Annotated in this window: 15 protein-coding genes; 12 read left to right on the forward strand and 3 right to left on the reverse strand. The window is 61.4% G+C overall.

The features are described 5' to 3' along the window. Window positions 1–146 precede the first annotated feature (146 nt). The 3 genes from AB8B31_RS20815 (at window position 147) to AB8B31_RS20825 (ending at window position 2547) form a co-directional block, all read left to right on the forward strand. Window positions 147–1100, forward strand: coding sequence for an MBL fold metallo-hydrolase (locus tag AB8B31_RS20815; RefSeq protein ID WP_028733568.1), 954 nt, complete (start codon window positions 147–149; stop codon window positions 1098–1100). A 122-nt stretch (window positions 1101–1222) separates the two neighbouring features. Next, the gene (locus AB8B31_RS20820) at window positions 1223–1975 is read left to right on the forward strand and encodes an SDR family oxidoreductase (protein ID WP_018448281.1); all 753 of its coding nucleotides are present in this window, start codon (window positions 1223–1225) and stop codon (window positions 1973–1975) included. A gap of 146 nt (window positions 1976–2121) precedes the next feature. Then, window positions 2122–2547, forward strand: a complete 426-nt coding sequence (locus AB8B31_RS20825) for a cupin domain-containing protein (RefSeq protein WP_018448282.1) — start codon at window positions 2122–2124, stop codon at window positions 2545–2547. 393 nt (window positions 2548–2940) lie between these two features. Here AB8B31_RS20825 and AB8B31_RS20830 read toward each other — a convergent pair whose 3' ends face one another. The 3 genes from AB8B31_RS20830 to AB8B31_RS20840 all read right to left on the reverse strand — a co-directional run bounded on the left by AB8B31_RS20830 (window position 2941) and on the right by AB8B31_RS20840 (window position 6487). Then, window positions 2941–4146: an NAD(P)/FAD-dependent oxidoreductase gene (locus tag AB8B31_RS20830; RefSeq protein ID WP_028733569.1), complete on the reverse strand. Its 1206-nt coding sequence runs from the start codon at window positions 4144–4146 to the stop codon at window positions 2941–2943. Window positions 4147–4259: 113 nt separating this feature from the next. Next, complete coding sequence (locus AB8B31_RS20835) at window positions 4260–5090, reverse strand: alpha/beta fold hydrolase (RefSeq protein ID WP_026230963.1); 831 nt, start codon at window positions 5088–5090, stop codon at window positions 4260–4262. A gap of 446 nt (window positions 5091–5536) precedes the next feature. Continuing rightward, complete coding sequence (locus AB8B31_RS20840) at window positions 5537–6487, reverse strand: helix-turn-helix domain-containing protein (protein ID WP_018448285.1); 951 nt, start codon at window positions 6485–6487, stop codon at window positions 5537–5539. Between the two features lie 1001 nt (window positions 6488–7488). Between AB8B31_RS20840 and AB8B31_RS20845 the strand changes: the two genes are divergently transcribed. The 9 genes from AB8B31_RS20845 (at window position 7489) to AB8B31_RS20885 (ending at window position 19456) form a co-directional block, all read left to right on the forward strand. Continuing rightward, a complete protein-coding gene (locus tag AB8B31_RS20845; protein WP_018448287.1) occupies window positions 7489–8931 on the forward strand; it encodes a M81 family metallopeptidase in 1443 nt (480 codons plus the stop codon). Between the two features lie 208 nt (window positions 8932–9139). Further along, window positions 9140–9871, forward strand: a complete 732-nt coding sequence (locus AB8B31_RS20850; protein ID WP_012759394.1) for a FadR/GntR family transcriptional regulator — start codon at window positions 9140–9142, stop codon at window positions 9869–9871. 88 nt (window positions 9872–9959) lie between these two features. Further along, window positions 9960–11468, forward strand: coding sequence for an ABC transporter substrate-binding protein (locus tag AB8B31_RS20855; protein WP_018448288.1), 1509 nt, complete (start codon window positions 9960–9962; stop codon window positions 11466–11468). Window positions 11469–11633: 165 nt separating this feature from the next. Beyond that, entirely contained in the window at window positions 11634–12581 is a 948-nt protein-coding gene (locus AB8B31_RS20860; protein ID WP_018448289.1) for an ABC transporter permease, read from the forward strand. Next, complete coding sequence (locus AB8B31_RS20865) at window positions 12578–13453, forward strand: ABC transporter permease (RefSeq protein ID WP_018448290.1); 876 nt, start codon at window positions 12578–12580, stop codon at window positions 13451–13453. The genes AB8B31_RS20860 and AB8B31_RS20865 overlap by 4 nt, the downstream gene beginning before the upstream one ends. A 21-nt stretch (window positions 13454–13474) precedes the next feature. Next, window positions 13475–15259: a gamma-glutamyltransferase family protein gene (locus AB8B31_RS20870; RefSeq protein ID WP_018448291.1), complete on the forward strand. Its 1785-nt coding sequence runs from the start codon at window positions 13475–13477 to the stop codon at window positions 15257–15259. Between the two features lie 2 nt (window positions 15260–15261). After that, window positions 15262–16017: a DUF1028 domain-containing protein gene (locus tag AB8B31_RS20875; protein WP_018244016.1), complete on the forward strand. Its 756-nt coding sequence runs from the start codon at window positions 15262–15264 to the stop codon at window positions 16015–16017. A 24-nt stretch (window positions 16018–16041) separates the two neighbouring features. Further along, the gene (locus AB8B31_RS20880) at window positions 16042–17880 is read left to right on the forward strand and encodes an ABC transporter ATP-binding protein (protein WP_018448293.1); all 1839 of its coding nucleotides are present in this window, start codon (window positions 16042–16044) and stop codon (window positions 17878–17880) included. A 241-nt stretch (window positions 17881–18121) separates the two neighbouring features. Next, window positions 18122–19456, forward strand: a complete 1335-nt coding sequence (locus tag AB8B31_RS20885) for a glucoamylase family protein (protein ID WP_018448294.1) — start codon at window positions 18122–18124, stop codon at window positions 19454–19456. The last annotated feature ends 75 nt before the right edge of the window (window positions 19457–19531 follow it).

Raw genomic sequence — 19531 nt, forward strand, 5'->3', positions numbered from 1 at the left:
CGGTTTCGCTAGATCATTAGAGGACACGCCAGCAGTGAGTGTGTCGCCGACCGCTAGAGACTTCACCCGCATTGACCGCGCTTCCCGTCCAGGAAGCGTAAGCCACCCAGGATTAGCACCAGGATAGAACACAGGAGTTTTCAAAGATGAACCAGATGATCAATGACACTCAGAAGGCAAGCATGAAACTGGACAACAGCTCACATCCCAGCAGACCGGCGCCCGAAGAGCTGGTTCCGTCGCGCTATGCGGTACGGATCGGCGAGATTGACGTGCTGGTGATCAGCGATGGGGTGCTACCGCTCCCAACCGCGATGTTGGGACACAACGCCGAGCCGGCCGCCCGGGCCGCCTGGCTGGGCGACATGTTCCTGCCGCCGGACGCCTTCGACTGGGCACTGAACGTGGTCGTGGTGCGCAGCGGCGGGCAGACCATACTCATCGACGCCGGGTTAGGATTAGACCCGGACTTGAACTTGCCGCGGGCCGGGCAGTTGATGAAGCGCCTGGAGGCCGCCGGCATCGATCTTGGATCCGTGACCGACGTGGTTCTTACACACATGCACATGGACCACGTTGGCGGGCTGCTCGTCGACGGGGTGAAGGAACAGTTGAATCCGGACCTGCGGATCCATGTGGCGGCTGCCGAGGTTAAATTTTGGGAGTCGCCCGATTTCTCCCACGTCTCGATGCCGGCGGGCTTCCCCGACGCGCTTCGGGCGGCCGCCAAGCGGTTCGCCAAAGAGTATCGCAGCCATCTCAGGCTGTTCGAGGATGAGCATGAAGTAGCGCCGGGCGTGGTCGTCTCTCGTACCGGCGGGCACACCCCTGGGCACAGCGTGGTCCGCGTGGCCTCAGGCAACGACCGTCTGATGTTTGCCGGCGACGCCGTGTTCGCGGTCGGGTTCGACCACCCCGACTGGTACAACGGTTTCGAACATGACCCCGAGGAGGCTGCCCGCGTTCGGGTCCGGCTTTTGCGGGAGCTTGCAGCGACCGGCGAACTGTTGGTGGCAACGCATATGCCGTTTCCTTCCGTTGGCCATGTTGCGGTCGACGGCGACGCCTTTCGTTGGGTCCCGGTCTTTTGGGACTACTGACCGCTTGTTGAATTAAGGCCGAACCAAAGGGTGCATCCTTGAAGGCCGTGCCCAGCCCGGCCTTCACCATCCAGCTATTGAACCACGCGCACCGCATGGGCGCGCAGCAAATGGAGCGTCTTATGAAAATCGTGATTATCGGCGGAACCGGCCTGATCGGTTCCAAGACCGCAGAGCGCCTGCGCAAGAAAGGGCATGAGGTCATTGCCGCTGCCCCGAAAACCGGCGTTAATACCCTTACCGGGGAGGGCTTGGCGGAAGCACTGAAGAATACCGACGTGGTGATCGACCTCGCGAACTCGCCATCCTTCGAGGATAAGGCCGTGCTTGAATTCTTTCAGACGGCGGGCAAGAACCTGATGGCAGCGGAAATCGCGGCCGGCGTGAAACACCACATCGCGCTTTCCATCGTCGGCACGGATCGGTTGCCGGATAGCGGCTATCTTCGAGCCAAGGTCGCCCAGGAAAAGATCATCCGGGAAGCCGGCATTCCCTACACCATCGTGCGTTCAACACAGTTCATGGAATTTCTTGGCGGCATCGCCCAGGAGGGCACGGTTGGCGACACGGCCCGCTTGTCGACAGGTTCCCTGCAGCCGATCGCGTCCGACGACGTCGCCGATTTCGTGACGGACGCGGCGCTTGCCGCGCCGGCTAACGGCATTATCGAAATCTGCGGCCCCGAGCGCGCGCGTCTCTGCGATTTCGCCGCGCGCTACCTCAAGGCGATCGGAGATTCCCGCACCGTTGTCGCAGATCCGGATGCCCGCTATTTCGGCACCAAACTGGAAGACGGTTCACTCGTCTCCGACAATCATCCTCGCATCGGCCGCATCGGTTTCGATGATTGGTTTGCGACAACGCCCAGAAAATAACGAGTTGCGCATTGGCCGCCTGATAAGCGGCCCATGCGCCCGCAGCATTACATTTTGATGGCCATGTCAAACATAAAAAAGATGTATAAAAACAATATGTTATATAGAAACCGCGATCGACTCCAAGTCATGAAAGGACGATAAACATGATCAAGTCATTGGCTTTTGCCGTCGCATTGACGGCTCTCCTGTCAGGTTCGGCTCTTGCGCATGATGCGCCCGGTGGCGGAGAGGGCGCAAAGGTTACGCTGGTCTATGACCACAAACTGCCGAACGTAGCCGGCAAGAGCATGAAGGGCGTTCTCGTCGAATATGCTCCGGGTGGTTTCTCGGAGGGCCATACACATCCAGCGTCCGCCTTCATATACGCGACCGTTCTCGAAGGCGCGATCCGCAGTCAGGTCAACGATGGCCCCGTCACTGTCTATAGCGCCGGTGAAAGCTTTTCGGAATTTCCGGGCGATCGTCACGGTGTCAGCGATAACGCCAGCAAGACTAAGCCGGCAAAGCTGCTTGCTGTCTTCGTGGTCGATACCACTGAGCAGGAACTGACCTTCCCGATCAAGAAATAGGCGATCTGGCCGGGCACGATGCCGTGCCCGGCAGTTCATTGGCACAAACCATGATCGGTGAACCTAGCTATGTCTAGTGATGACAACTTCCAGCCGGTCGTCCTGATCAACACTCTGGGAATCGCCGGGATCGTCGTGTGGCACACAGGGCGGAAACCGTCCGACAGGTCGCCTGATCGTCCAGATCCTTTTCTTTAACGGCATGAGTCTCGTGCCTTTTATGGCATGCATCGCGCCGCACCAGCCCGATGGTATCGCACACCTTCAAAGATTGCTTACGAGCCGAAAGCGCTCGGGAAGAAATGATCGATGAAAAATGAGTTGCGTCGGGAACAAGCCGGAATATGGCAAGCTGCGCTCTTATTCAGAGCGCAGCCTCATCGAGGGATCCGATCACAGTTTGGTCACATGCTCCGGATCAGCTGAGGCCAGCGCAGCGGCGCGCTCGGGCTTCGGCGGATAGATCCAGACGGTATTGATCTCCTGCTTGGTCGCCTTCGCTTTCTCGCCGACCATCTCCACCTTGCGATCCCATCCTCGCGTAAAGAGGGCTCCGGCATCGCCGAGGTCGAGGCAGGTGACATAGGCTTCCTGATGATATCGCCGTGCTGGCACGCCCAACAGTTCAGCGGCGGCGTTGTTGCCCGCGAAGGCGCCCATGCGTGTGGCGTGCTGGCACGACATCAGCGCGTAGTTGCCGCAGTCGTCGCAAGCGGCGCGCGCCGCATCCCCGGTGGCGAAGACGCCGGGTACGGACGGCACGCGCAGGCAGCCATCGACCAGCAGCCGGTCGAACTTGTCACGCTCGCCGGGAATTTTGGTGGTCAGCGGATTGGCCCGTATGCCTCCCGCCCAGATGACGGTCATGGTTTCGATATGCTCACCGGTACTCAGCGTAACTCCGGATTTATCCAGCGATGAAACGCCGGCATTGAGCCGCATTTCCACGCCGAGCTTGTGAAGTGCTTCCTCGATGATCGGGCGCGGACCTTCGCCCATGTCGGGGGCTACCGCGCTGCTGCGGTCGACGATGATGACACGCGGATTGGCCGCCTTGTCGAACAGGGTCCGCAGCCGCGAAGGCATCTCGGTCGCCGCCTCGATACCTGTGAAACCAGCGCCGGCAACAACGATTGTGTCGCGCGCGGCCGAGGCCGGCATCTTCGCAAGCTTGTGCAGGTGGCGATCAAGGGCAATGGCGTCATCGATGTTATCGACGCTGAAGGCGTAGTCGGCGAGGCCGGGAATATTCGGACGGAACAGTCGGCTGCCGGTGGCGAGCACAAGGCGATGATACTGAAGGGACTTTCGTTCGCCCTTGGCATTGACGACGTCTACGGTACCGGCCTTCGTGTCGACCGCTTCAACGCTGCCCTGCACGTAGGCGACATCGACGGCGTCAAATACATCCTGCAAAGGTGCCGACAGACTCTCAGGCTTCGGCTCATAAAGCCGGGGGCGGATGACAAGCGTCGGTTCCGGGGACACCAGCGCGATTTCGAGCTCTTGGGGCGAAACGCCTTCGATATCGCGCAGGCGGGCTGCGGAAAGTGCGGCGTACATGCCGGCGAACCCGGCGCCTACAATCACAAGTCTCATGTTATTCACTCCGTGGTTTGTAGTTTCAAAGGGCCGCGCGTCACCGTCGCCGCTCCCGATGGGCGGCGAGATGGTCGGTAACGATGGCGCGCGGATTGGTGAAGCGATGTCGCTCAGGCGGTGATGAAGGCCAGCATGTCGGCATTGACGACATCTGCATGGGTCGTGCACAACCCATGCGGCAGTTTCTCGTAGATTTTCAGCGTGCTTGCCTGCAGCAGCTTCGCCGACAATGGAGCGGCTGCACCGATGGGAACGATCTGGTCGTCATCCCCATGCAACACCAGCGTCGGCACGGTGATGCCCTTCAGGTCCTCGGTGAAATCCGTCTCCGAGAATGCCCTAATGCCTTCGTAATGCGCTTTCGCGCCGCCCATCATGCCCTGACGCCACCAATTCGAGATCACCGCCTGCGACGGCTCGGCACCCGGGCGGTTGTAACCGTAGAAGGGGCCGCTCGGAAAATCGCGATAGAACTGCGAACGGTTGGCAGCGAGCTGGCTGCGCAATCCGTCGAATGCCTCGATCGGCAGACCGCCGGGATTGGCGCCGGTCTTCAACATCAATGGCGGCACGGCCGCAATCAGGATCAGTTTGGCAACGCGACCTTTGCCGTGCCGCGCGACATACCGCGCGGCTTCACCGCCGCCGGTAGAGTGGCCGACATGGATCGCGTTGCGAAGATCGAGGTAGTCGATCATTGCGGCAACATCGGAGGCGTAGTGATCCATGTCATGACCGTCGCTCACCTGGCTCGATCGGCCGTGGCCACGGCGATCATGAGCGATCACGCGAAAACCTTTGCCGAGGAAGAAGAGCATTTGATTATCCCAATCGTCGGAGCTGAGGGGCCAGCCATGGTGAAAGACGATCGGCTGAGCAGACTTCGGTCCCCAGTCCTTGTAAAAAAGCTGAACACCGTCGCTGGTTGTAATAGAGGTCATTGTGCTGATCCTTTGTGGAATATTTGTTTCGGCGCCCGTCCTCGCCGGACGGACAGTTGCTAAAATCGGGTATGCAAGCCGCTACGGGTCGCTTCGTTGCGACCGACCCGTAATCGGTGTCCCAGACCATCCCTTGTCTCCGCAGGATCCTTTGGCATGGGCGCAATGGTGGTTTAGCGAAACACGTCTACAGCTGCGCCAGAGGGATTGGCACCGTTGCAGAGCAATTGCGGTTTAGCGGGTGCGCAGCAGTTCATCGCCCGGCGTTTTACCGGTCAGCTTTCGAAAAGTGGCGGCCAAGGCTGTTTGCGCAGTCAAGTGAGGCTGCGACCAACGCCATGCCCGGGGGGATTGCCCGGCAGGGTCGTCGCGTGCTCGAGCCGATGGCGTGGAAGCGAAGAACGGGACAGTCCGGAATCTGAGGCGAGGGCCAAGGGAGATTGCGGTCAGCCGTGGCGGCGGCGCCAATCAGTCGGTGTTTCACCGGTCAATTTTCGGAATGCCGCTGCAAATGCTGTTTGCGAGGCATAGCCGAGGGAGGCTGCAACCAACGCGATCGAATTTTGAGGATCGCGCAGCATGTTTATGGCTTGCTCGAGCCGATATTGACGCAGCCAGTTGTGAGGTGAAAGCCCCGTGCTTTCCTTGAAAGCACGGCAGAAATGAAAACGCGACAGCCCGGAATCGGCAGCGAGGGCCGCGAGGGAGACGTCCGCGTCGGCGTCCGACCGCAATCGTTCGATGGCCCGGCGCAGCACGCTCGGCGCGAGGCCGCCGAGCGCCGGCTGATAGCTCGGTGCCTTGCCTGTGTGCGCAGCCAGCAGGCGCGTGGCCAGAAGGTCGGTCAACTGCTGCCTGAATAGTGTATCCAGTGCCGTATTGCCTTCCAGGACATCGGCTGCGCTCAGGAGCAATCGGGATGTAATGAGGTCCGGATGCGCCGTTCGCTCCACGAGATCGGTCGGCGTGAAAGTATCGGTTTCGTCGGCGATGCGCGTCAGTGTCGAGCGGGGAAGATAGAGCTGAACGACATCAACCGGTTTTGGAATATCCCATCGGGAGCTTGATCCAGCCGGGATGATGATCACAACCCCGCGACGAAACGTTCCGCTCTCGACCGATCGTCCGGACCGCCGTTCCATGCGCTGTATCACGCCGTTGTAAGCCATGATGACGTGGTCGGTCATGGGCTCGACGACATCATGCAAGGGGTCGTGATTCCAGTGGGCGATTGCACCGCCGGAGGGGTCGGCCGCAAGATGAATTGGCGCTGTCCTCAGAACGCGCGACATCTCGTTTGCAGGATTGTGGTCAGCAGCCGGCATTTCGTCCCGGCGAGCCTCGATTGTCTCAGCCGGCGAGCTCTCGAGAGGATCGCTGGAGCAAGGCACGCTCATGGTCGCCCGCTCGTTGACGAGCGATGCTTATGTGCGGTCCCGGCAACAATCGCGGGATCACTAAGCATCCGCCTATGCTGGCCGACGTTGTCAGTCCTACTACCCATGACATGCCCCAATGTCGCGAGCGATTTCGCCGTTCTTTTGGTTATTCGCGGTGTCTGATGCAGGGTAAATATCAAAAGCTTTCGAGGGGGAAAACCTATTCTCCAGGATAGGTTGCCTTCGCCATTGGACCTCGTTCTCAACCGATTACATGTTTGCATGGCGCCACGATTGATGCCCTTGCGCCGTACGGCAAGGGACCATATTCGTTCCGAAACTCATGGCAGGAGCTGATTTGACGCCTTGCGCTACGTTTCCGAGGTCATTTTGGCAGGAATCCGTGAGCTGATAGCCATTCTCGAAGAATACGACGGATAGCCTCCGAGTGGGCAGGCGCATCGACTTCCTGTTCGCTGAACCTGTCGAGCGCTTCGCTGAATTCATCGGCCAGCCAGACCCCCACCATAATCTATATAGCACTTCGGAATCCCGAAATTGGTTGCGGCGTTGAAATCATTGGATGTTTCCCCGCGACGACGCCGCCCAAAACGCGACGAATTTCGGAATCCCGAAGCGGGGGAATTTCGGGATCCCGAAGTGGGATTTTTTCTTCATGGCGACGCTGACGCGTTTGTCGGCAGCAATCGGCCCGCAGCATCCGACGGAAAAAACCGAGTCGGTCGGAGGCTCATCGATTAAGGCACCTTCAACCTCGACGCCGGCTTAGAAGATCAAGTTTGTAATTATTTTGGTTGATTGGTTCGTTTGTAAACTTATTGTCGAGGCAAAAAGGACGCGTCTTCGGATCGGACCCTGAATGTTCAGTTTATCGCAGCACAAACGCCTTCGAGCGACACCGATCCGCACCCAGCGCGTCGATGCCGGCGCTCGGGCCAGGGTGCCAGCATCGCCGTCAACACCTTCCTGATCGCTCCCAACATCAACTGAGGTTTCCCATGCGCATCGCCGTCGGTGGCATTCATACCGAATGCAGCACATACAATCCCGTCCTGAACGAAGAGAAGGATTTTCGCGTGGTGCGTGGCGAGGCGCTGCTGGAAGCACCGTATTTCGCCTTCCTCAAGGATTATGACGCCGACTTCTTGCCGACGATCCATGCACGCGCCATTGCCGGCGGTCCGGTTTCGCGTGCCACCTACGAGGCCTTCAAGGGCGAATTCCTCGAGCGGCTGAAGCCGATGCTGCCGCTTGACGGTCTCTATCTCGCCATGCACGGCGCCATGTATGTCGAGGGCATGGAAGATGCCGAAGGCGACTGGATCAGTGCGGCCCGCGCGCTGGTCGGCGAAGATTGCACCGTTTCGGCAAGCTACGACCTGCACGGCAACGTCACGCAGCGCATCATCGATACGCTCGACATCTATTCCACCTATCGCACCGCGCCGCATATCGATGTCGAGGAGACGATGCGCCGCTCCGTCTTCATGCTGGTCAAGAGCCTGAAAACCGGCGTGAGGCCGACCCTTCTCTGGGCGCCGATCCCGGTCGTGCTGCCCGGCGAGCGCACCAGCACCGTCGATGAGCCGGCAAAGAGCCTCTATGACATGCTGCCCGGGATCGATGCGATTGATGGCGTCTGGGACGCATCGCTGATGGTCGGCTATGTCTGGGCCGACGAACCGCGCGCCACCGCCGCCGCCATCATGACCGGCACCGACCGCGCCGTGCTGGAGCGCGAGGCTAAACGCCTCGCCAAGGCCTATTGGGATGCGCGCCAAGACTTTGTCTTCGGCTGCGAGACCGGCTCGGTCGAAGAATGCGTCGAAAGGGCGATCGCCAGCCCGACCGCGCCAGTGGTACTTGCCGAATCCGGCGACAACCCCACAGGCGGCGGCGTCGGGGACCGGGCCGATGTACTGGCCGAACTGATCGCCAGGGATGCCACCGGCGTCGTCTTTGCTGGCATCGCCGACAAGGCGGCGACCGAGGCCTGTTATGCCGCAGGCATCGGCTCGGAACTGGAGCTCAGCGTCGGCGCCTCGCTCGATACCAAGGGCAGCAAGCCGGTCATCGCCCGCTTCACGGTCAAGTTTCTGCATGAGACATCAGATCCTGCCGACCGCCAGGCGGTGGTTTCGGTCAGTGGAATTGATCTGGTGCTCTCCGCCAAACGCCGGCCCTATCACAATATCGTCGATTTCACCCGGCTCGGCCTCGACCCGCACCGGGCGAAGATCATCGTCGTCAAATCGGGCTATCTCTCGCCGGAACTGGCCCCGATTGCCAATCCGAACCTGATGGCGCTGTCGACAGGTGTTGTCGACCAGTTCGTCGAGCGCCTGCCGCGGCTGCGCAAGCAGCATCCGACCTATCCCTTCGACAAGGATTTTGCCTTCGAGCCGCAGATCTTTCTCTCCGCACGCTCGACGCCGGCCTGAGCTTCACCTGAACCAATTGCATTTTTCTGAATAACATTGTCGATCGCGCCGCCCTGCCGCCGCGGTCGACTGTTTTCCCGTATCGCGGCAATCGCGGGAATTGAGCAAAAAACGAGCAGATTTGGATTTGCACAAAAAAGCGCTTGACGCTCGGCGCGATTTGGTTTGCACTGAACCAATAGAAAATTGGTACGGACCATTTCAGCGAATGCCGATGGATGAGACGCAGGGCAATTCGAATTATGCGCTGGAGAGGCTGAGGGCTCTCCTGCGGTCCGACAGTCTCGACGCCGACGGCAAGCTGCCGACCGAGCGCACCCTTTCGGAAATGCTTGGCGTCGGCCGCCGTGCCGTCCGTCGCGCCCTCGAAGTACTGGAGGCCGAGGGCCGCATCTGGCGCCGTCAAGGCTCCGGCACCTATGCCGGCCCGCGCCCCGACGGCTGGAGCGATCATGTCGGCTCGATCGTTGCCGGCACCGATCTCATGGAAGTCATGGAAGTGCGCCTGCGCATCGAGCCGCAGCTCGCCCAGCTTGCCGCCATGCGCGCCAAGGCCGCCGATATCGAGCGCATGTACGATCTGGTGAAGAAGATCTACGAAAGCACCGATGCCGACGGACGCGAACTCTGGGACGGGGCGCTGCACCGCCAGATCGCCCAATGCGCCGGCAACGGTTTCTTCCTCACCATCTTCGACGTCATCAACCGAGTGCGGCAGGACGAGGCCTGGCAGACTATCCGTGAGCGCGCCCGCAGCGCCAGCCGGACGCGGCCCGTCACCTTCGGCCAGCACACGGCAATCGTCGATGCGATCGCCGCTCGTGATCCTGCCAGGGCGGGCGAAGCCATGCGCCAGCATCTGCTGACACTGCAGGAAAGCCTCATCCGCATCACCTCGCTCGATCATAGCGAAACGGAGGTCGACAAGACCCTCGCCTGACCGGGGTGAGCAGGAGAAAAAACACGGACTGGCCATAACCGCCGGAATGGAAGCAAAAACCAAACAAAACAGAACAGAGGAGAATGGAATGAAGATCGCCAAATTGCTGACCGCCACCGTTGCCGGCGCGCTGTTTGCGCTTCCTGCCTTCGCCGTCGACCTGAAGATCGGCCTGCAGGACGATGCCGACGTGCTCGATCCCGCGCAGTCGCGTACCTTCGTCGGCCGCATCGTCTACACCGCGATGTGCGACAAGCTCGTCGACGTCTCACCGGATCTGAAGATCGTGCCGCAGCTCGCCACCGAATGGAGCTGGTCGGCGGACGGCAAAGAGCTGACCATGAAGCTGCGCCAAGGCGTCAAGTTCCATGACGAGACCCCCTTCAACGCCGAAGCCGTCGTCGCCACGATCGAGCGCAACATCACCCTGCCGGAATCACGCCGCAAGAGCGAGCTCAGCTCGGTCGCAAAGGTCGAGGCGACAAGCGAATACGAGGTCAAGTTCACCCTCAAGGCGCCTGACGTCACCCTCCTTGCCCAGCTTTCCGACCGCGCAGGCATGATCGTCTCGCCGAAGGCCGCCAAAGAACTCGGCGCCAAGTTCGGCGATCACCCGGTCTGCGCCGGTCCGTTCAAGTTCGTCGAGCGCGTCCAGCAGGACCGCATCGTGCTCGAAAAGTTCCAGGACTACTGGAACAAGGACAAGATCTTCATCGACAAGCTGACCTATCTGCCGATCCCGGATACGACGGTGCGCCTCGCCAATCTGCGGTCCGGCGATCTCGACATGATCGAGCGCCTGGCGGCGACCGACGCTGAAGCGGTGAAGGCGGATTCGAGCCTCGTCTATGCCGACGCCGTCGGCACCGGCTACATGGCGCTCTATACCAATATCGGCAACGGCGCCCGCGCCGACAATCCTTTCGGCAAGGACAAACGCCTGCGCCAGGCCTTCTCGCTGGCGATCGACCGCGATGCCGTCAACCAGATCGTCTATGAAGGCACAGCCGTCTCCGGCAACCAGCCCTTCCCGCCGAGCAGTCCATGGTTCGACAAGGATATTCCCGTCCCCGCCCGCGATCTCGACAAGGCCAAGGCCCTGATCAAGGAAGCCGGCTTCGACCGCGTGCCGATCGAGCTGCAGATCCCGAACAATCCCGTCGCCATGCAGATGATGCAGATCATCCAGTCGATGGTCGGTGAAGCTGGCTTTGACGTCAGCCTCAAATCGACGGAATTCGCAACACTGCTGAGCGAGCAGACCGCCGGCAACTATCAGCTGAGCCGTTCCGACTGGTCCGGCCGCGTCGATCCCGATGGCAACATCCATCAGTTCATCACCTGCAAGGGCGGCATCAACGACACGAAATACTGCAATCCCGAGGTGGACAAGCTGCTGAACGAAGCCCGCGCCTCGACCGACGATGCCGTGCGCAAGCAGAAATATGATGCCGCCGCCGTCATCCTGAACGATGATCTGCCGATCATCTATCTCGGCCATCAGTCCTGGATCTGGGCGCTGCACAAGAACATCACCGGCTTCATCCCGTCGCCGGATGGCATGATCCGCCTCGTCGGCGTCAAGAAAGCCGGCTGATCATAAGCAAAATCATGTGGCGGAAACCTCCGCCGCATGATTCTAAAGCGCGTCGCAATCTTCAGATTCGCTTCACGCGCTTTAGCTTTTTGTTTTACGCATGTCGTTATCGCAAAACCGCTGCACACTTTTGCGCGACATGCTTTGGTCGTGTCAGGATCGCCCATGTATACCTACATCGCCAAACGGCTATTGGTCGCCATACCGACGCTTTTGATCATTTCGGTCTTCGTCTTCTCGCTGCAGAAGCTGCTGCCCGGCGATCCGATCCTCGCCATGGCCGGTGAGGAACGCGATCCGCAGGTTCTCGAATTCCTGCGCGAGAAATACCGACTGAACGATCCCGTGCCCTATCAGTATGTCCGCTGGCTGGGTGCCGCCCTTCAGGGTGATCTCGGCATTTCGCTGCGCACCAACCAGCCGGTTCTGCAGCTCGTCGGCGAAAAGCTGCCGGTCACCATCCAGCTCGCCATCATGTCGATGATCTTCGCCTTTGCGATCGGCGTGCCGATGGGCATCCTGGCGGCCGTCAAGAAGAACACGATGATCGACTATCTCGCCAACATCATCGCGCTGACCGGTCTGTCGATCCCGAATTTCTGGCTCGGCATCATGTTGATCCTCCTGGTTTCGGTCAATCTCGGCTGGCTGCCGGCATCAGGCTACGAACCCTTCTTCAGCAACCCACTGCGGTCGCTGGAAACCATGCTGATGCCCTCCTTCGTGCTCGGCAACGCGCTGGCGGCGACCCTGATGCGGCATACCCGCTCGGCAATGCTCAGTGTGCTGAGCGCCGACTACATCCGCACCGCCCGCGCCAAGGGACTGCCGGAAAGCACCGTCGTGCTCGAACACAGCTTCCGCAATGCGGTGCTGCCGATCGTGACGCTGACCGCGCTGCTCTTCGGCGAACTGCTCGCCGGCGCCGTGCTGACAGAACAGATCTTCACCATTCCGGGTTTTGGAAAGCTCATCGTCGACGCCGTCTTCAACCGCGACTACGCCGTCGTCCAGGGCGTGGTGATCTGCACCGCGATCGGCTTCATTCTGATGAACCTCTTGGCCGACATCCTCTACGTCCTGCTCAATCCGCGCATGAGGGCCGCCCTATGACCGCGATCGGAGAGACCGGCATTCCCTCCGCGGTCGACCGCACGCCGAGCCGCGCCTGGCGCAAGCTGAAGGCCAACAAGGGCGCCCTCGTCGGCCTTGCGATCATCGCCTTCTTCGCGATCCTCGCGGTTGCCGCCCCCCTTCTTCCGATTCCCGATCCGAACGCCACAAGCTGGTCGGCGATCCGCAAGGCCCCCTCCGCCACCCATTGGCTCGGCACCGACGACATCGGCCGCGACATTCTTTCCCGGATGATCTGGGGCGCGCAGGCTTCGCTGATGGCAGGCGTCTTCTCGGTGGCGATCGCTGTTGTCATCGGCGTGCCCTTCGGCCTTATCTCCGGTTATTTCGGCGGCTGGATCGACATGGTCATCTCTCGCATCACCGAAGCCTTTCTGGCCATGCCTTTCCTCATCACCGCGATCGCACTCGCAGCCTTTCTCGGTCCCAGCCTGACCAATGCGATGATTGCGATCGGCCTTTCGGCCATGCCCGTCTTCGTGCGGCTGACGCGCGGCCAGGTGCTTTCGGTCAAGACCGAGGAATATGTCGAGGGCGCCCGCTCGATCGGCCTCCGGTCCTCGAGCATCATCACCCGCTATATCCTGCCGAATGTCTTTGCGCCGATCCTCGTGCAGGCGACGTTGACGATCGCAACCGCGATCATCGCCGAGGCGAGCCTCTCCTTTCTCGGCCTCGGACAGCAACCGCCGGCGCCGAGCTGGGGCTCGATGCTGAACGTCGCCAAGAATTTCCTCTCCCAGGCGCCATGGATGGCGATGTGGCCGGGTGCCGCGATCTTCCTCGTCGTCATCGGTTTCAATCTTTTGGGCGATGGCCTGCGCGATGCGCTCGATCCGCGCGAAGCATGATTTCTCGAAAGGACATTTGACATGACCGCTTTCACGACCCGTCCAGAAATCCTCGGCACCTTCGGCGTCGTTACCTCGACGCACTGGATCGCCTCGGCGGTCGGCATGAGCATTCTCGAAAAGGGCGGCAACGCCTTCGACGCGGCGGTGGCGACGGGCTTCGTGCTGCAGATCGTCGAGCCGCATCTTTGCGGCCCGGGCGGCGACCTGCCGGCGGTGATCTATTCGAAGAAGAAGGACAAGGTCGAGGTCATCTGCGCGCAGGGGCCTGCCCCCGCCGGCGCAACGATCGAACACTACACGGCGGAAGGCCTGAGCCTGATCCCCGGCGACGGGCTGCTTGCGACCGTCATCCCCGGCTCCTTCGACGGCTGGATGCTGATGCTGCGCGACTACGGCTCGATGAGCGTGCGCGAGGTGCTCGAGCCAGCAATCTACTACGCCGAACACGGCCATCCGATGCTGCCGCGCGTCTCTGCCACCATCAAGGGGCTCGCCGCCTTCTTCGAGAAGGAATGGCCGACCTCCTACAAGACATGGCTGCCCAATGGCAGCACGCCCGAAGCGCATGCGAATTTCAGAAATCCGGTGCTTGCCGAAACCTGGAAGCGCGTCATCGCCGAGGCCGAGGCGAAAAGCGGCCGGGAAGCGCAGGTCGAGGCGGCCCGCGACGCCTTCTATCGCGGCTTCGTCGCCGAGACGATCGATGACTATCTCAAAACTGCAGAGGTGATGGATGCGAGCGGCAACCGCCACAAGGGCGTTTTGACTGCCAACGACATGGCGAACTGGTCGGCAACCATCGAGGAGCCGCTGACCTATGATTATCATGGCTGGACCATCGCCAAGATCGGCCCCTGGGGCCAGGGTCCGGTCTTCCTGCAGACCCTGTCGATCCTCAAGGGCTTCGATCTCGCCGCGATGAACCCCGTTGGCGCCGATTTCGTCCATACCGTCGTCGAGGCGATGAAGCTCGCCTTCGCCGACCGCGAAGTCTATTACGGCGATCCTGATTTCTCGGAGATCCCTGTCGCGCACCTGCTGTCGGAGACCTATGCAGCCGCGCGCCGCAAGCTGGTCGGCGCAGACGCCTCCTTCGATCTTCGCCCCGGCATCGTGCCTGGCTTCGAGGCGCAGCATGATCTGACGATGACGATGCTCGGCGCGGATTCGAAAACCGGCGCCGTCTACGAGCCGACCATGGCGCATCTTTCCGAAAAGCGCGGCGACACCGTGCATATCGACGTGATCGACCGCGACGGCAACATGGTCTCCGTCACGCCATCAGGCGGCTGGCTGCAATCCTCGCCGACCGTGCCCGGTCTTGGCTTTTGCCTCAATTCCCGCGCCCAGATGTTCTGGCTGAAACCAGGCCTGCCGACGTCGCTTGCCCCCGGCAAACGGCCGCGCACGACGCTGACGCCGTCGCTCGGCCTCTACGAGGGCCGCCCGACGCTGGCCTTCGGCACACCGGGCGGCGACCAGCAGGAGCAGTGGCAGCTCTCCTTCTTCCTGCGTTATGCGCATCACCAGCTGAACCTGCAGGCGGCGATCGACCAGCCGCTGTTCCACACCTCGCATTTTCCAGGCTCCTTCTATCCCCGCACCCGCGAACCCGGCAGCCTGATGGCGGAGGCGAATTTCGGCCCCGAGGTCCTTGATGCCCTGCGCCGCAAGGGCCACAAGCTGACGGTCGCCGATCCCTGGACGATCGGCCGGCTGACCGCCGCGAGACGCGATAGCGACGGACTGTTGCGCGCCGCAGCCACCCCGCGCCTGATGCAGGCCTATGCGATCGGACGATAACCATGACCTGGTCCATCGTCGCCCGTGATCCCTCGACCGGTCATCTCGGCATCGCCGTCGCGACCCGCTTCTTCGCCGTCGGCGCCCTCGTGCCGTATATTCGCGGCGGCATCGGCGCCGTCGCCACGCAAGCCTTCGTCAGCCCGCTTTACGGCGTCGACGGCCTGTCGCTGCTGGCCGCCGGCAAGGCGCCGGAGGAAATCATCGCCGACCTGACCGCGCGTGACGCCGGCCGCGATCAACGGCAGCTGCACCTCATCGATGCGAAGGGGCGCAACGCCGCCTTCACCGGCACCGCGTGCATCGACTGGGCCGGGCATCTGATCGACGAAAACGTCTCGGTCGCCGGCAACATGCTCGCGGGTCCCGACGTCGTCGCCGAGACGCTTGCCACCTACAACAAGGCGATGGACAAGCCGCTGGCCGAACGCCTGCTGCTGGCCATGCAGGCAGGCGAGGATGCCGGCGGCGACAAGCGCGGCAGGCAGTCCGCCGCCCTCGTCATCCATCGCGATCAGGATTATCCCTGGCTGAGCATCCGCGCCGACGATCATCCCGATCCGCTTGCCGAACTTGTCCGCCTCCATGCGGTGGCGGGTGAACGTTACCTGCATGTCGCCGAGACGATGGCCACGCGGCAAAATCCGAACGGCATGACCGACAGGCGCGAGATCGATGAAAAGATCGCGACGCTGGAAGCGGCCCGCATCACGGCAGGCAGGCCTTCCGCCTCCTTCGCCACACCTTTGAAGACGTGAATCAGATAAAACTAAGGGAACGACATGCGTGATGTTTCTTCGGCCCCCGCCTCTCCGGTTCTCTCCGTCCGGAACCTGACAACCTCCTTCCTCGTCGATGGCGACTGGAAGCCGGTGGTGCGCGACGTCTCCTTCGACGTCATGCCTGGCGAGACGGTGGCGATCGTCGGCGAAAGCGGCTCGGGCAAGAGCGTCACCTCCCTTTCGATCATGCGGTTGCTCGCCAAGGGATCGAGCCGCATCGATGGCGCCATCACCTTGAACGGCAAGGATGTTCTCACCCTTTCGGAAAAGGAGATGCGCCAGGTGCGCGGCAACGACGCGGCCATGATCTTCCAGGAGCCGATGACATCCCTCAACCCGATCTTCACCATCGGCCGCCAGATCTCCGAAGCGCTCACCTGCCACGGCGAGATCAGCAAGGCCGAGGCGCGGGCCGAGACCGTGCGCCTGCTGGAAAAGGTCCGTATCCCCAACGCCGCTTCGCGCTTCGACGAATATCCGCACCAATTCTCCGGCGGCATGCGCCAGCGCGTGATGATCGCCATGGCGCTCGCCAGCCGGCCGAAACTGTTGATCGCCGACGAGCCGACGACGGCGCTCGATGTGACGATCCAGGGCCAGATCCTCGACCTGATCAAGATGCTGCAGGAAGAAGAGGGCATGTCCGTTCTCTTCATCACCCACGACATGGGCGTCGTTGCCGAAATCGCTGACCGCACCATCGTCATGTATCGCGGCGAAGCGGTGGAAACCGGCACGACCGATGACATCTTCCATCGCGGCAGGCATCCCTATACCCGCGCTTTGCTCTCGGCCGTGCCACGCCTCGGCTCGATGGCCGACCGGAAATGGCCGCTGCGTTTCCCCGTCGTCGATACCACGACCGGCGAACGCCGCGAGCCGGTCGAGGTGGCCGATACCGTCGACCGCCGCCGGACACCGATCCTCGAAGTCAAGAACCTCGTGACCCGTTTCGATATCCGCGGCGGGCTGCTCGGTCGCAAGACGGGCGCGATCCATGCGGTCGAGGACGTCTCCTTCGATCTCTTCCAGGGCGAGACGCTGTCGCTCGTCGGCGAATCCGGCTGCGGCAAGTCGACCACCGGCCGCTCGATCACCCGCCTCGTCCAGCCGAACGGCGGCAGCGTCAGCCTCGACGGCTATGACGTGCTGAGCCTTGACGCGGTCAGTCTCCGACGGATGCGCCGCAGCATCCAGATGATCTTTCAGGATCCCTTCGCCAGCCTCAACCCGCGCATGACCGTCGGCGCCGCCGTCGCCGAACCCATCACCGAACACGGCCTCGGCACCGGCGCCCAGGCCCGCGACAAGGCCGCCGATCTTCTCGAACGCGTCGGACTGAAACCCGACATGATGAAACGTTACCCGCACGAATTTTCCGGCGGTCAGCGCCAGCGCATCTGCATCGCCCGCGCGCTCGCGCTCGATCCGAAGGTGATCGTCGCCGACGAAAGCGTTTCGGCCCTCGATGTCTCGATCAAGGCACAGGTCTGCAATCTGCTGATGGACCTGCAGCAAAGCCTCAACCTCGCTTTCCTGTTCATTTCCCACGACATGGCTGTAGTCGAGCGCGTCAGTCACCGGGTCGCGGTGATGTATCTCGGCGAAATCGTCGAGATCGGCCCGCGCGCGGAATTGTTCAGCAACCCGCAGCACGCCTACACGAAGAAGCTGATGGCAGCCGTGCCTGTTCCCGACCCCTCACGTCGCGGCATCAAGCGCAACCTCGGAACCGACGAGCTCAAGAGCCCCGTTCGCCCGGTTGGCTACGTCGCGCCGCCGCGTCGATACCGGGAAGTGACGGCGGGCCATCTGGTGCGGGTCGATGAAGCCGCCTGAGCGTGAAATCCACTCGATAAACAAGTATTGCGGGAAAATAACCCGTCCTGGTGGCGCGCGGGCCGTCTTTTTTGCTGCACCGCTTATATGACTTCTGCTAGATATTATTTTACCGATAATTATTAACGACCGATTCCACCCTTTTGTGTTCTCTTATCCTTGCGAATCAAAAAGGTTTGATTTGCCCGGGGACGGCCCCCATGTTCAAGCATGGGGCGATGCAACAGTTGGGTAGGAGCCTATGCTGCAACGGATTGAAGACATTGATGCAGCGCTCGTCGACAGGCTGCAGCATTCGGCGTTCAAGTACTTCCTGAAATATACCAATCCCGAAAATGGCCTTGTGGCGGACACATCGATCGGCGGGGTTCCGTGCAGCATCGCAGCCGTCGGCTTTGCGCTTTCCTCCTATCCTGTTGGTGTCGAGCGTTTATGGATCAGCCGCGAGGAGGCAGCCGAACGCACGGTCAATACGCTGCGGTTCTTCGCCGAGGCGCGCCAGGGCGAGGAACGCCACGCCACCGGCTACCGCGGCTTCTTCTACCACTTCCTGCACATGGATACCGGCCATCGCGCCTGGAACAGCGAGCTTTCGACCATCGATACGGCGCTGCTCGTCGCCGGCATCCTCACGGCCGCACAGTATTTCAATCGCGAAGACGACGAGACGGAGACTGAAATCCGTGAACTCGCCACCTTCATCTACGAGCGCGTCGACTGGCGCTGGGCGCTGAACAAGGGTGACACCATTTCCATGGGTTGGAAGCCCTCATCCGGCTTCCTGCGTTGGCGCTATCACGGCTTCGACGAGGCGATCATTCTCTATACGCTGGCGCTCGCTTCGCCGACGCACCCGATCCCGCAATCGAGCTACGACGCCTTCACGTCAAGCTATTCCTGGATGCTGCATGGCGAGCAGTCCTATCTCTATGCCGGGCCGCTCTTCATCCACCTCTTCTCGCATGCCTGGATCGATTTCCGCACCATTCAGGACAAGCCGATGGCGGAGCGAAACTGGGACTATTTCCGCAACACGCAGGTGATGATCGACGTCCAGCGTGACTATGCCGAACGCAATCCCGGCCAGTTCGTCGGCTACAACAAGAATATCTGGGGTTTCTCTGCCTGTGACGGCCCCCCGCCGACACGGCGTATGCGCGGCGGCCGCCAGCCGAAGGTTCTGGGCTATGCTGCACGTGGCGCACCGCTCGGCCCGGATGACGGCACGATCGCACCTTGGGCAGCACTTGCCTGCCTGCCCTACGACCGGCAGGCGGCTCTCGACGGCACCAAGGCGCTTCTGACCACCTATCCGAACCTGCTCTTGGAAGGCGGCTTCCCTGGTGGCTTCAACCCGACCGTCAAGACCAAGCGGCCGGAAGGCTGGGTCGACGACCGCACCGTCGGCATCGACCAGGGTCTTGTCGTCATGACCATCGAGAACGAGCGCTCCGACTTCATCTGGAAGCTGATGCGGCAATCGCCGGTCATCCGTCTCGGCCTCGAGCGCGCCGGCTTTACCGGTGGCTGGCTCGAAGGCATCGAGCCGGAAGAAGTGGTGCGCAAGTTCGGCTAGCGCACAAGCCCGGAAATCGAAGCGGATTTCCGGAGAGGATGACGCGAAAACGAAAACAACAGAGCCCGCGCGTCC

The organism is Rhizobium sp. 62_C5_N11_2, assembly GCF_051811185.1.
GTDB classification, from domain to species: domain Bacteria; phylum Pseudomonadota; class Alphaproteobacteria; order Rhizobiales; family Rhizobiaceae; genus Rhizobium; species Rhizobium leguminosarum.

Coding starts and splice junctions, on each gene's coding strand:
- AB8B31_RS20875 (WP_018244016.1), top strand. CDS start 15,262: ATGACCTGGTCCATCGTCGCCCGTGATCCCTCGACCGGTCATCTCGGC.
- AB8B31_RS20840 (WP_018448285.1), bottom strand. CDS start 6,487: ATGAGCGTGCCTTGCTCCAGCGATCCTCTCGAGAGCTCGCCGGCTGAG.
- AB8B31_RS20870 (WP_018448291.1), top strand. CDS start 13,475: ATGACCGCTTTCACGACCCGTCCAGAAATCCTCGGCACCTTCGGCGTC.
- AB8B31_RS20835 (WP_026230963.1), bottom strand. CDS start 5,090: ATGACCTCTATTACAACCAGCGACGGTGTTCAGCTTTTTTACAAGGAC.
- AB8B31_RS20825 (WP_018448282.1), top strand. CDS start 2,122: ATGATCAAGTCATTGGCTTTTGCCGTCGCATTGACGGCTCTCCTGTCA.
- AB8B31_RS20855 (WP_018448288.1), top strand. CDS start 9,960: ATGAAGATCGCCAAATTGCTGACCGCCACCGTTGCCGGCGCGCTGTTT.
- AB8B31_RS20880 (WP_018448293.1), top strand. CDS start 16,042: ATGCGTGATGTTTCTTCGGCCCCCGCCTCTCCGGTTCTCTCCGTCCGG.
- AB8B31_RS20865 (WP_018448290.1), top strand. CDS start 12,578: ATGACCGCGATCGGAGAGACCGGCATTCCCTCCGCGGTCGACCGCACG.
- AB8B31_RS20815 (WP_028733568.1), top strand. CDS start 147: ATGAACCAGATGATCAATGACACTCAGAAGGCAAGCATGAAACTGGAC.
- AB8B31_RS20820 (WP_018448281.1), top strand. CDS start 1,223: ATGAAAATCGTGATTATCGGCGGAACCGGCCTGATCGGTTCCAAGACC.
- AB8B31_RS20860 (WP_018448289.1), top strand. CDS start 11,634: ATGTATACCTACATCGCCAAACGGCTATTGGTCGCCATACCGACGCTT.
- AB8B31_RS20845 (WP_018448287.1), top strand. CDS start 7,489: ATGCGCATCGCCGTCGGTGGCATTCATACCGAATGCAGCACATACAAT.
- AB8B31_RS20885 (WP_018448294.1), top strand. CDS start 18,122: ATGCTGCAACGGATTGAAGACATTGATGCAGCGCTCGTCGACAGGCTG.
- AB8B31_RS20830 (WP_028733569.1), bottom strand. CDS start 4,146: ATGAGACTTGTGATTGTAGGCGCCGGGTTCGCCGGCATGTACGCCGCA.
- AB8B31_RS20850 (WP_012759394.1), top strand. CDS start 9,140: ATGCCGATGGATGAGACGCAGGGCAATTCGAATTATGCGCTGGAGAGG.